The organism is Synechococcus sp. N5, from assembly GCF_900473925.1.
Taxonomy (GTDB): Bacteria; Cyanobacteriota; Cyanobacteriia; order PCC-6307; family Cyanobiaceae; genus Parasynechococcus.
Window position 1 is genome coordinate 597,726 of sequence record NZ_UCNI01000001.1, and the last position, 12,275, is coordinate 610,000.

The window sequence follows — 12,275 nt, forward strand, 5'->3', positions numbered from 1 at the left end:
CCGAACGAAGCGTTGTTCGAATAAATGGGTGCGGGTCAGAGTTCATTTGTAATCCTCTATCACCGCACGCCGTTCGACGAATCAAAAGACAAGAACGGGAAAAGAATATGGGTCGATCAGAAAAGCCCTAACGGAATTATTCCAACCCTTCGCAACCTCTTCCGTAGCTGCGAAAAAGGCACTTGGATTGCCTGGAGACGGGTCGACGATCAGTCGAATGAAGGCACAGAACGGTTTGAGATGGATAATCCTTCGCCGTTTACTCTGTGCCGAATCCCCCTGGAAGATGAGCAGATCTCCAGTTTTTATCACATCACATCCAAAGAATGCTTCTGGCCAATACTTCATACATTTCCAACCTATTTCAATGTCAACAACGCCAACTGGAAGATTTTTGAAGAGGTCAACAAACGTTTCGCCAGGGCGGCATGCGCTGAGGCCGCCGAGGGTGCAACGGTGTGGGTGCATGACTACAACCTGTGGCTGGCTCCCGGTTACATCCGAGCCGAACGTCCAGACCTGAAGATTGCCTTTTTCCATCACACTCCTTTCCCGGGGAATGATGTTTTCGCCATACTTCCCTGGCGTGAGCAGATCCTGGAAAGTTTGCTCTGTTGTGATGTCGTCGGCTTCCATATTCCCCGCTACACCGAAAACTTTGCCCGCGCTGCCACAACCCTGGTGGGCGCCAAACGAGGGCCCAAAGTGCCGGTGGACAAGAAATTCATTGAGGTCGGAACCGCCCTTTCGGAAGGCACGGTCACCAGTCACCTCGAGCACAACGGTCGCACCATTCAGCTACTCAGCTCTCCGGTGGGCACCTCACCGGATCTGATTCAGGAATTGTGCTGGAGCCCGTCGGTTGAAAGTCATGGCGAATTGATCGTTCAAGACACCAAAAAAGGCCGAAAACTGATCCTCTCTGCCAGTCGGGTGGATTACACCAAGGGCAACGAAGAGTTGCTGCTGGCGTTTGAACGTCTGTTGGAACGACGCAAGGATCTGCACGGCCAGGTGGTGCTGATGCTGGCCTGTGTGGCCGCTGCCAGTGGAATGAAGATCTACGAAGACACCCAACGCTCAATCGAGGAAATGGCCGGGCGGATCAACGGCCGCTTCAGCCAGATCGATTGGGTGCCCATCCGCTTTTCTACTCGCCGGATCCCCTACGACGAAATGATCGCCTGGTTCTGCCATGCCGATGTCTGCTGGATCACTCCGCTGCGGGATGGCCTGAATCTGGTGGCCAAGGAGTACGCCGCTGCTCGACGCAACCGTGGCGGCGTTCTTGTGCTCTCGGAATTCACCGGAGCCTCGGTTGTGCTGGATGGCGCCGTACTCACCAATCCCTATTCCAATCGCCGCATGGATGAGGCCATCGAATCGGCACTGGAAATGGATGAAGACGAGCAGCGCGACCGCATGAGCCGCATGACCGATGCCGTTGAGAACTACACGGTGAGTGATTGGGCCGAGGAACAAATGTCTGGCCTGTCGCCCTCCACCCCGCAATGAAACTGCGCCGCTGGCTCGCAGGCGGTGCCTTGGCGCTGTTGATTGCACTGGGTGTTCTGGTTGGGTCAGCCACCTCGCGCGCGGAGGAGGTGAGCATCCTGATGCCGTCATCCTTCACCGATGCCAGTGCCGATCTGGTGAAAGCCTTCAACCGCGAGCATCTCGGCCGGATTCATCTCAGCTTGATTCGCGGTCCGTTGAACACGGAATCGATTTCAGACCTGGCGATCAGCAGTCTTCTGCTGGGTGATGCGCCGTTCGACGCGCTGCTGATGGATGTCACCTGGTTGCCGAAATATGCCGCCGCCGGCTGGCTGGAAGCCCTGGATCCCTGGTTTGGTCAAGGCGACCAGGAGCAGCTGGTTCAAGGTGCTCGGCTCGGCAATGACTACGACGGCCATCTCTACCGCTGGCCGCTGGTGGCCGATGTGGGACTGCTCTACTGGCGCACGGATCTGATGGAGCAGCCACCAACAACGCCCGACGCGCTGGTGGAGGTTGCCGGACGCCTCGTTGAAAGCCAGGCCGTTGCCAACGGTTTTGTCTGGCAAGGGCGTCAGTACGAAGGATTGAGCTGCGACTTCCTTGAAGTGCTGCAGGGCTTCGGCGGTGACTGGATGGACACCACCACCAAGGTCATGGAGCTCGATTCGCCTGAGGCAACGGCCGCAGCAGCCTGGTTGAACGGTCTCATCAGCGAAGGCGTCAGCCCTTACGCCGTGACCAATTACGCCGAGGCGGAGTCGCTTCAGGCCTTCAAGGCCGGTGATGCCGCTCTGATGCGCAACTGGCCCTACGCCTGGGCTGAACTCCAGAAGGACGACAGCGCGGTGAAGGGCAACGTCGGCGTCAGCCTGATGGTGGCGCAACCAGGTGAACGCCCCGGAGCCACCCTCGGCAGCTGGGGGCTGAGCCTGATGCGCCAATCGCAGCACAAGGAAGCAGCGGTGGAAGCGATTCGCTACCTCACCAGCGAAGACGCCCAGCGGCAGCGCCTTCTCAACAACGGCTACACCCCCATTCAGGCGGATCTGTTCAACGACCCGGAGATGCTGAAGGCCTCTCCCGTGCTGCAGGATCTGCTGGTGGCCTTGAACCATGCGGTGGTTCGACCGCCAACCCCGCTGTATGCCCAGCTGAGCGATGTGGTGCAGCGGGAACTCAACGGCTTGTTCACCGCTGTCGGGTCCGCCGATGAGGCCATGGCCACCAGTCAGCAGCGGAGCCAGACTCTGCTGCGCGCTGCGGGAGCTACGCCATGACGATGCTCCTGGCTGCACCTGCGCTGCTGTTGATCGCGGTGGTGTTCGGCTGGCCGATGCTTCGCTACGCCTGGCTGAGCTTCCACGCTGATTCCGTTCTCACCGGCCTTGAACCGGTGGCCAACGGCGGTGCTAATTGGTGGCGACTGGCGGCTGATCAGCGCTTCTGGCTGGATGCCGGACAAACCGCACGATTCGCCCTGATCTCAGTGGGTTTGGAGTTGCTGTTGGCCCTGGCCATTGCGCTGCTGCTGAATCAACGCTGGCGCGGCAGGGGAGCTGTTCGCGCCCTGACCCTGCTGCCCTGGGTCCTGCCCACAACAATGATGGCCCTGGGCTGGCGCTGGATCTTCAACAGCCCCTACGGCCCGATCGAGGTGCTGGCAAGAAGCCTTGGCCTCAACTCCCTGGATCTGCTGTCCACCCCATCGATCACCTGGCTGGTGACCGTGTTTGCGGATGTCTGGAAAACAACGCCCTTCATCACGCTGATTCTTCTGGCGGGACTCCAGAGCATTCCCGACGACCTCTACAGCGCCTTTCGCCTGGAAGGGGGAACGCCCCTTCAGGCGCTTCGCAGGGTCACCCTGCCGCTGCTGCTCCCCTACATCCTGCTGAGCCTCCTGTTCCGCCTGGCCCAGGCTTTCGGGGTGTTTGATCTGGTGCAGGTGCTCACCGATGGCGGTCCCGCCGGCAGCACCGAAAGCATCGCCCTCTATGCCTACCTCAACGGCATGCGTTTCCTCGATTTCGGCTACAGCGCCACAGTGATGCTCGCGGGATTCCTGTTGCTCACCACGCTGATTCTTGCGGGCACGTTGCTGCTGAGGAGCTTCGGTCTGCTGAGCTCCCTCGACCGATGACCCATGAATCGATGACACGTGGACCGATGACACGTCGTTCGCTCTGGATTGCTCTGCTGCTGGTCTGGTCCCTCGCTCCGATGCTGTGGCAGCTGCTGAGTTCCTTCACCACCGCAGATGCTCTGGTCAATGACCACCTGAGCTTCTGGAGCCGTTGGACGCTCAACAACTACCGGGATCTGCTCAGCACCGATCCGCCCTTCTGGCGTTACCTGCTCAACAGCAGCTTGGCGGCTTCCCTCACCACCCTGCTCACCTTGATGCTGGCCATCCCCGCCGCCTACGGACTGGCAAAGCTGCCTCAGCGGTTGAAAGGAATCCTCCGCACTGCCGTGGTGGGCGCCGCTCTTTTCCCTTATGTGCTGCTGTTTCTGGCACTGCTCGAACTGGCCCGCACCTTTTCCCTCGGCAACAACCTGATCGCCATCGCCATTCCCTACAGCGGTTTGTCGATGCCTCTGGCCCTGCTGCTGCTCACCGCGGCCTTCGAAGCCCTGCCAAACGACCTCGAAGACGCAGCAAAGCTTGAGGGGCTGTCGTTGTGGCAGCGGCTGCGCTGGGTGCTGCTCCCCTTGATTGCCCCGGCCTCCGCCAGCACGGCAATCCTGGTGTTCCTGTTCGCCTGGAACGAATATCCCGTGGCGCTCACCTGGCTGAGCCGCAGCGATCTGCTCACATTGCCGGTGGCGATGGCCCGCATTGCGGGATCATCCACCTATTCCGTCCCCTACGGCACCTACGCGGCAGCCACCGTGCTCGGTGCCATTCCTCTTCTGGTGCTGGTGCTGGTGTTTCAGCGCCAGATCGTCAGTGGACTCACCAACGGAGCCATCAAGGGATGACACTGCAACTTCGGGCCATCAACAAGCGCTTCGGCGAGCGACAGGTTCTCCACCAGCTCGACCTCAATGTGGCCAACGGCGAATGCGTCGCTCTGCTTGGGGCCAGCGGCTGTGGGAAAAGCACGGCCCTGCGTCTGATCGCCGGGCTCGATCACCCCGATCAAGGGTCGATTCGCATCAATGGTGCGGAGATGGTCGACGTGCCCGCTGAGCGTCGCCGGGTGGGGATGGTGTTTCAAAGCTATGCCCTGTTCCCGCATCTGAATGTGTGGGACAACCTCGAACTGGGGCTGCGCATGCGGGGCGGTAGCGCCGCCACCCGCGATGAACGAATCCGCGGCGTGCTGGAGGTGTTGCAGCTCAGCGAGCAAGCCCGGCAACGGCCGTCACAACTGTCCGGCGGCCAGCGCCAGCGCGTTGCCCTGGCCCGAGCCCTGTTGCGGGACCCCCTCGTTTATCTGCTCGATGAGCCGATGAGCAATCTGGATGCCCAGTTGCGTGAGGACCTGCGGCCTCAATTGCGCCGCCTGATGATCGGCGGTGAGCAGCCTGTGGTTTACGTCACCCATGACCAGCAAGAGGCGATGGCGCTGGCGGATCGCATCGCTGTGATGCGCGAGGGAAGGATTGAACAGATCGGAACACCCCGCGAGCTGTACCTGCAACCGGCCAGCACCTACGTCGCTCAGTTCATCGGCCGCCCGCAGATGAATCTGCTGCCAGCCAGAGATGGAGTGATCACCGGCATCCGACCAGACGATCTAAGGCTCGATCCCGCAGGCTCACCCTGCACGATCCTCAGCCGTGAATGGTTCGGAGCCAACCAGATGCTGCTAGTGCGCTGCGATCGCGGCGACCTGCGGCTGGTCTGCCCCGGAGAAACAGCGATCGAGGCTGAGCCACGCATCAGTTGGCCCAGCGCTTGTGAGCATCGCTTCGATGCCGTCAGCGGCCGTCGTTTGCCGTCAGATCGGCTGCCATCCGATTGAGAAGCTCGCTGTGCGCTGACGCCTGGCGGCGTAGGGCTTCGGTCTGATCAGGATCGGCTGGACGGTCCACTTCGGCCCGCCAAAGCGTCAGCAGATCATCCACAGAGGGAAGCAAGCGCAAGGGGATGCAGGGCACCGTGGCCATGGCCGCTGCAGCCTCCACCTTCGGGTCGTAGCTGAGGGCAGCCATGGGGCTGTTGGCCAGTCGGGCCAGGATCAGGGCATGCAACCGCATCGGCAGCACCAGGCGCGCCCGCTGCACCAGATCGGACACAGCCTCCAGGGACTGGGGCACCAGGGTTGAGCTGCGCGCCTTCAATCGCGCCGGCAGCAGACCTTGATCACTCAGGTGCTGCAACAGGGGTGCGTCCTGATGGTGATGAAAGGCCAGCCAGATCACCGGCGCATCCAAATCGGCACTGAGCCGATCCAGGGCTTCGGTTAAGCAACGCCAGCCCGCAGAATCCAGCAAAGGTGTGGGACGCCAGCTGAGCACGATCGCGTCGCCGCCAAGCCAAGGGCGCGCCGGCATCTGCCAGACCGGATCGGCGGCCAGAACCATCGGCAGCTTGGGGGCCCAACGCCGGGCCCAATCAAAGGAGCGCTGATCCCTCCAACTTGCTGCCTTGCAGAAGGGCAACACCGTGCGAACCAAGAGGCGACTAATCCGACGCCGCAGGGGTCCAAGGCCCTGCCCCCAGAGAACCACCTCGGCGCCACCGAGGCGGGCAACCGTCATCAGCAGCAGGTAATAAACGAGGCTGCTGAAGCTGGTGCTGTCCTGCAGCAGGCTCCCGCCACCAAGCACCAGAACATCAGCTCTCAGGGCCGCACGAAGACAGAGCCGCAGGGAACGGCGGTTCACCGCCTGCGCCGACGGAGCCAAGGCCAGAACGGGAGCTGGATCGCGGGCTGTGATCAGCAGCTGCTGCGGCTGGGGAAGGGACGACACCAGCACCTGAAGCAGGGCATCGTCGCCGAGGTTGTGCTCTCCGTAGTAGCCGCAAAGCAGCAATACAGGCGCAGTGGGGCGGACCACGGGCAGCAGCCTGTTCACTTCGGGCATTATCAACCGATTCCTAGGATTCAGGGCATGCACGCGTTGTCGCTCGGAACCTGGTGGATCCATGTCGCCTCCGTGGTGGAGTGGTGCGTGGCGATCGTGTTGATGCATCGGCGTGGGCTACAGGGCCTTGCCTGGGCCATGCTTCCGGCCCTGGTCAGTGCCATGGCTGCCTGCACCTGGCATCTGTTTGACAACAGCGAAGCGCTTCGGGGGCTGGTCACCCTTCAGGCCCTGTTCACCGTGATCGGCAACTGCACCCTGGCCTTGGCGGCCTGGCAGCTCCAACGACGCCGGCAGGCGGACGGAGTCAGTGCTCCATGAACTTCGATCCCGCACCACTGTTCGCCGCCTCGCTGATCCCCTATCTCCTGTTTCTGCACTGGCTGCGGAAAAGTGAGGCACTTCCGCTGATGGCGGAGCGGGGCTTTCAGCTCACCCTGCTGTTTGTGGCCGTCACGATTGGTGCCGCCATTGCCGCCCTGCGCTGCTGCTCAGCGGAACTTGTGGAGATTGACTGGTTGCACGGTGGGGCAGAAGCCTTTCTCAGCCTCAGCAACACGGTTTTGATGATCGGTTTGTTGTACCCAAACCCCAAAAAAGGGTGAACAACTCTTAAGAGAGGCAGGCAAGGCGTCGCTAGCGCCGGAAGATGAGGTGTCGCTCATTGGCTCGAATGCTGACCCACCTTTTCGCGATCGCTCCCGCCTCCGTGTCCTGGTCTCCCAAGGTCGCCCTGGTGATGATCCTCTGCAATGTGGTTGCCATCATGGTCGGCAAGGCCACGATCAAGCACCCCAACGTTGGCGCCGCACTCCCCAACGCTTCCTTCTTCGGCGGCATGGGTCATGCAGCCCTGCTCGGCACCACCAGCCTCGGCCACATCATTGGCATCGGCGCCATCCAGGGTCTGGCCGCCCGCGGCGTGCTCTGAAGCACATCTCTTGAGGGAGGAGCCAGTCTCCTCCCTGAAACACCCTTGGCTCAGAGCAGATACGGCAGCAGGCGCAGGCCGTAACGCTCGAAGTTGTAGTTGAACAACAGCTCTGAGAGAGCAGGGGCTTCTGCGGTCGCAGACAGCCCATTGATCAGTCGTTCCAGACGTCGGTCCGCCCTTGGATTGTCGAGGCCCCACCAGGTGCGCCGCGCCAGCCGGCCCGACACCAACCAACGCCAACTCCGTTGGGCCTTGAGTTGCTCTTGGTAGCGAAAGGCAATGGCCGTGGAGTCCCCAGACATCCCTTCAGCGATCAGCAGTTCGGCCAGTTGATCGGCGCTATCCATCGCATGGCGGATTCCTTCTCCCCCGAGCAGATTGGCGGAACTGGCCGCATCCCCCACCGCCAGCAGGGCACCAGCCACCAAAGGTTCGGAGCGGGCGATGCTGCTCGACACCGGCCCGCCATGGCGATCCAGCACCGGGCAGGCGCTCAAGCCGCAGCGTTGAATCAAGCGCTGAAGGGGCCCAGCCAGGCTGCCGGGACTCGGACGATCCTCCGGTGGAAGGTGACAGACCCCCACCTTCAGCCGTTGCCCCTGCATGGGAAAGATCCAGCCGTATCCATGGGGGATCCAGGCGGTGCCCAGAAAGAAACTGATCCGATCCCGCCAGGCAGCCGCCTGACGGTCATCGGTCTGCAGCAACCACTCAACGCCGATGCCCTGCAGCAGAGGATCCTCGGGATTGGGGCTGAGGCCGGCCTGCTGCAGCAGATCTCGGCGTGCACCGGTGGCATCAATCAGCCAGCGCGGTGAGCGCAATGACGAACGCCCATCACGTGTTTGCAACCGCACGCTGGCTTGATCGGCCGTGAGCGTGCTCAGCGTGGCCCGGCAGCCCTGGATCAACTCGACACCATGGCGGCGCGCTTCCTCCCAGAGCCAGGACCGAAGCCGGCCGAAGTCGAGGACTACCCCCAGATCGCCGGACGACCACCACTGATGAACCAGACCCGAGGGATCGTGCAGCTGCCAGCCCTGCCAGGTGGCGGCAATGGCGTCATCCGGCAGACCCAAGCGACGAACAGCCTCTAGAGGCAGGGCGCCACTGGAATAGGCATGGCGATGGGGATCAGCCAGGCGATCCACCAGGGTCACCTCAGCACCCGCCCGCGCCAGTTGAATCGCCAGACGTGCACCGGACGGTCCCGCGCCAACGATCAGAACGGACACCGAGCCCTCAGCTTCAGGCCTGCAGGGCCTTGACCGAAGCGGTGGCTGGCAGATCACCAGAGGTGTTGCTGAAGCGCTCAAGGATGCGTTCAGCCATCTGGGCAGGAGTGATGCCGAGAGCTTCCTTGCTCTGCTGCGGCGTGGCGTGATCAACCAGCTGGTCGGGGATGCCGATGCGCAACATCGATACGTTGATGTCCTGATCGATCAACGACTCCAGAACCGCTGCGCCAAAACCACCGGGCAGGGCTCCCTCTTCCATGGTGACCACGCGGGGGATGCGACGTGCCAATGGATGGATCAGCACCTGATCCAGGGGCCTCAGGAAGCGGGCGTTGATCACGGTGGTGGAGAGACCGGCTTCCTCCAGAAGCGTTGCTGTGGCGAGGGCCGGAGCCACCATCGAGCCGTAGGCCACGATCATCAGATCGTCGCCTTCCCGCAGCAGTTCACCGCGGCCGATCGGCAGCGATTCCCAACCCTCTTCCATCAAGGGCACGCCTTCTCCGGAGCCCCGCGGAATCCGCAACGCCGTGGGCCCGTCGTGCTGCAGGCAGGTCACGAGCATGCGCTGCAGCTCAGCCTCATCCTTCGGTGCCATCACCGTGAAGTTGGGAATGGCCCGCATGTAGCTGATGTCGTACTGACCCTGGTGGGTCGGCCCGTCGGCACCAACGATGCCGGCACGATCGAGCACGAAGGTGACCGGCAGCTTCTGGATGCCCACGTCGTGGATCAACTGGTCATAGGCGCGCTGAAGGAAGGTGCTGTAGATGGCAACGACAGGACGCAACCCCTCGCAGGCCATGCCTGCCGCCAGGGTGACGGCATGTTGCTCAGCGATGCCCACGTCCACATACTGGTCCGGAACGGCCTTCTGAAGCAGATCGAGACCGGTACCGGTGGCCATGGCCGCAGTGATGCCGATCACCCGACTGTTCTGCTCACACAGCTTGACCAGGGTCTGCCCAAACACCTTGCTGTAGCTGGGGGGTTTTGGTTTGGACGACGGAATCGCCTTGCCGGTTCCGAGATCAAAAGCTGATTGGGCGTGATAGCCCACCTGATCGGCCTCGGCGTAGGGATAGCCCTTGCCCTTTTTGGTGACCACATGCACCAGCACAGGGCCACCCTCACGGTGAGCTGCCTGGAAGGTGCGCACCATTTCACCGATGTCGTGGCCGTCGATCGGCCCCATGTAGGTGAAGCCAAGTTCCTCGAAAACGGCACCCACCTTGGGAACCGCGAGGCGACGCATGCTGCCCTTGAGGCGGTTGAGTTCCGCAGGAATCTCTCCACCCATGAAGGGCAGATGCCGAACGCTTTCCTCAACACTCCCTGAGAGGAACTGCATCGGTGGGCTGAGCCGCGCACGGTTCAGCACGTTCGAGAGCGCACCAACCGGCGGAGAGATCGACATGTCGTTGTCGTTCAGCACCACAAGGAGCGGCGTGTTGGGAAGGTGTCCGGCGTGGTTGATGGCCTCCAGAGCCATGCCGCCTGTCAGGGCTCCATCACCGATGACGGCAACGCATTTGAACGACTCGCCCCGGTTGTCCCGCGCCATGGCCATGCCCAGCGCCGCTGAGATGGAGGTGCTGGCATGACCCGCTCCGAAGTGGTCGAAATCGCTCTCTGTGCGCTTGAGGTAACCCGCCACCCCGTGCTGCTGGCGCAGGGAGTCGAAATCGTTGAACCGGCCGGTGATCAATTTGTGGGGGTAGGCCTGATGGCCCACATCCCAGATAACACGGTCATGGTCGAGATCCAGCGTCTGGTACAGCGCCAGGGTCAGCTCAACAACCCCCAGGCCAGGCCCCAGGTGGCCACCGCTGGTGGACACCACCTGCAGATGCCGCTCACGAATCTGCCGAGCCACGTCCTCAAGCTGGGCCGGGCTGAGTCCGTGCAGTTCATTCGGATGCTTCAGATCTCCGAGATGCATGCACTGCCAACTCCAATACGTGCAATCTACGGGAACCAACCCGGATCCTGTCTGGATCGAACCCTTGGAAGAATGGTGAGATGACCGACTACCTGCAGCGGATCCTGCGTGCCCGCGTCTACGACGTGGCGCGGGAAACCCCTTTGGATCCCGCACCCAATCTGAGCCGCCGGCTGAACAACACGGTCTGGCTGAAGCGTGAGGATCTCCAGCCGGTGTTCTCGTTCAAGCTGCGCGGCGCCTACAACCGCATGGCGCAGCTCAGCAGAGACGAGCTCAAGCGCGGAGTGATTGCCTCCAGTGCCGGGAACCATGCCCAGGGCGTCGCCCTGAGTGCCCAGCGCCTTGGCTGTCGGGCCGTGATCGTGATGCCAAGCACCACACCCGAGGTGAAAGTGCGGGCCGTGCGGGCCCTGGGTGGTGACGTGGTCCTCCATGGCGAGACCTACGACGAGTGCTCCGCGGAAGCGCAGCGACGCTGCAAGGCCGAGGGGCTCACCTTCATTCACCCCTTCGACGATCCGGAAGTGATCGCAGGCCAGGGAACGATTGGCATGGAGATCATGCGCCAGGCCGAGCAGCCACCCAATGCGATCTATGTGGCCGTGGGTGGCGGTGGCCTGATCGCGGGCATCGCCGCCTACGTGAAACGGCTGTGGCCGGAAACGGAGGTGATCGGCGTGGAGCCGGTTGATGCCGATGCCCTGAGTCGCTCCCTCGAGCGAGGGCAGCGGGTGGAACTGGAACAGGTGGGGCTGTTTGCCGATGGTGTCGCCGTGAGAAAGGTGGGGGAACACACCTTTGCGCTGGCCCAGCAGTTCGTCGATCGGATGGTGAGGGTCGACACCGATGCCATCTGTGCCGCGATCAAGGACGTTTTTGAAGACACCCGTTCGATCCTTGAGCCCGCCGGTGCTCTGGCGCTGGCAGGACTCAAACAGGACGTGGCCGATCGCCAGCTGGCGGGGCGCAATCTGGTGGCGGTGGCCTGCGGGGCCAACATGAATTTCGACAGGCTGCGCTTCATCGCCGAACGGGCTGAGCTCGGGGAAGAGCGCGAAGCAATGCTGGCCGTGGAGATTCCCGAATCACCCGGCAGCCTGAGGCGGCTTTGCGAACTGCTGCGGGAGCGAAGCCTCACGGAATTCAGCTACCGCATGACTGATAGCGCCTCGGCGCAGATCTTCATCGGTGTGCAGGTGAGCGATGACAACGACCGTGCATCCCTGCTGGGCCAGCTGGAGCGTGGCGGCTTCCCCTGCCTCGATCTCAGCGACAACGAATTTGCCAAGGTTCACCTGCGCCACATGGTGGGCGGCCGTCTGCCGGCTTCAGCCCGCACGGCCTGTGCCGGCGAATGCAAAGAGCTGCTGTATCGCTTCGAATTTCCCGAACGCCCGGGTGCCTTGATGAGCTTCGTGGATGCTCTCCACCCCGGCTGGAGCATCAGCATCTTCCACTACAGAAACCATGGCGCTGACGTTGGGCGCATCGTTGTTGGCGTGCTGGTGCCGGAACAGGACATGCAGGGCTGGACCGAATTCCTCAATGCCCTTGGCTATCGCCACTGGGATGAAACCAACAACCCGGCCTATGGCCTGTTCCTCTGAGTTTCAGGGCGGTA

At 62.2% G+C, this 12,275-nt stretch carries 12 protein-coding genes; 9 read left to right on the forward strand and 3 right to left on the reverse strand.

Going from position 1 to position 12,275, the window contains the following annotated elements:
• The first annotated feature begins 24 nt into the window (after nucleotides 1-24).
• Genes ggpS through DXY03_RS03410 form a run of 5 tightly spaced genes read left to right on the forward strand, consistent with a single transcriptional unit; the run spans nucleotide 25 to nucleotide 5,471 of the window.
• Nucleotides 25-1,515, forward strand: a complete 1,491-nt coding sequence (gene ggpS / locus DXY03_RS03390) for a glucosylglycerol-phosphate synthase (RefSeq protein WP_115009105.1) — start codon at nucleotides 25-27, stop codon at nucleotides 1,513-1,515.
• Nucleotides 1,512-2,777: an ABC transporter substrate-binding protein gene (locus tag DXY03_RS03395; RefSeq protein WP_115009106.1), complete on the forward strand. Its 1,266-nt coding sequence runs from the start codon at nucleotides 1,512-1,514 to the stop codon at nucleotides 2,775-2,777. Before ggpS ends, DXY03_RS03395 begins: the two co-directional genes overlap by 4 nt.
• Nucleotides 2,774-3,640 carry a carbohydrate ABC transporter permease gene (locus DXY03_RS03400; RefSeq protein WP_115009107.1) on the forward strand — a complete coding sequence of 289 codons (867 nt, stop codon included), beginning with the start codon at nucleotides 2,774-2,776 and terminating at the stop codon, nucleotides 3,638-3,640. The genes DXY03_RS03395 and DXY03_RS03400 overlap by 4 nt, the downstream gene beginning before the upstream one ends.
• 26 nt (nucleotides 3,641-3,666) lie before the next feature.
• Entirely contained in the window at nucleotides 3,667-4,482 is an 816-nt protein-coding gene (locus DXY03_RS03405; RefSeq protein WP_115009279.1) for a carbohydrate ABC transporter permease, read from the forward strand.
• Nucleotides 4,479-5,471: an ABC transporter ATP-binding protein gene (locus DXY03_RS03410; protein ID WP_115009108.1), complete on the forward strand. Its 993-nt coding sequence runs from the start codon at nucleotides 4,479-4,481 to the stop codon at nucleotides 5,469-5,471. Before DXY03_RS03405 ends, DXY03_RS03410 begins: the two co-directional genes overlap by 4 nt.
• Here DXY03_RS03410 and csaB read toward each other — a convergent pair.
• Entirely contained in the window at nucleotides 5,428-6,537 is a 1,110-nt protein-coding gene (gene csaB, locus DXY03_RS03415) for a polysaccharide pyruvyl transferase CsaB (protein WP_244272233.1), read from the reverse strand. The two genes, DXY03_RS03410 and csaB, sit on opposite strands and share 44 nt — an antisense overlap.
• 27 nt (nucleotides 6,538-6,564) lie before the next feature.
• Here csaB and DXY03_RS03420 point away from each other — a divergent pair, with 27 nt between their 5' ends.
• From DXY03_RS03420 to psaK, 3 genes are all read left to right on the forward strand, one after another.
• A complete protein-coding gene (locus tag DXY03_RS03420; RefSeq protein WP_115009109.1) occupies nucleotides 6,565-6,858 on the forward strand; it encodes a DUF2499 domain-containing protein in 294 nt (97 codons plus the stop codon).
• Complete coding sequence (locus tag DXY03_RS03425; RefSeq protein ID WP_115009110.1) at nucleotides 6,855-7,142, forward strand: DUF3593 domain-containing protein; 288 nt, start codon at nucleotides 6,855-6,857, stop codon at nucleotides 7,140-7,142. The genes DXY03_RS03420 and DXY03_RS03425 overlap by 4 nt, the downstream gene beginning before the upstream one ends.
• Nucleotides 7,143-7,210: 68 nt before the next feature.
• On the forward strand, nucleotides 7,211-7,468 hold the full coding sequence (gene psaK / locus DXY03_RS03430; RefSeq protein ID WP_041434789.1) for a photosystem I reaction center subunit PsaK: 258 nt from the start codon (nucleotides 7,211-7,213) through the stop codon (nucleotides 7,466-7,468).
• 50 nt (nucleotides 7,469-7,518) lie between these two features.
• Here psaK and DXY03_RS03435 read toward each other — a convergent pair whose 3' ends face one another.
• Together DXY03_RS03435 and dxs are read right to left on the reverse strand one after the other, a co-directional pair.
• The gene (locus DXY03_RS03435) at nucleotides 7,519-8,706 is read right to left on the reverse strand and encodes an NAD(P)/FAD-dependent oxidoreductase (RefSeq protein WP_115009111.1); all 1,188 of its coding nucleotides are present in this window, start codon (nucleotides 8,704-8,706) and stop codon (nucleotides 7,519-7,521) included.
• 13 nt (nucleotides 8,707-8,719) lie between these two features.
• On the reverse strand, nucleotides 8,720-10,651 hold the full coding sequence (gene dxs / locus DXY03_RS03440) for a 1-deoxy-D-xylulose-5-phosphate synthase (protein WP_115009112.1): 1,932 nt from the start codon (nucleotides 10,649-10,651) through the stop codon (nucleotides 8,720-8,722).
• 80 nt (nucleotides 10,652-10,731) lie between these two features.
• Between dxs and ilvA the strand changes: the two genes are divergently transcribed.
• Nucleotides 10,732-12,261 carry a threonine ammonia-lyase, biosynthetic gene (gene ilvA / locus DXY03_RS03445; protein ID WP_115009113.1) on the forward strand — a complete coding sequence of 510 codons (1,530 nt, stop codon included), beginning with the start codon at nucleotides 10,732-10,734 and terminating at the stop codon, nucleotides 12,259-12,261.
• Nucleotides 12,262-12,275: the final 14 nt, after the last annotated feature.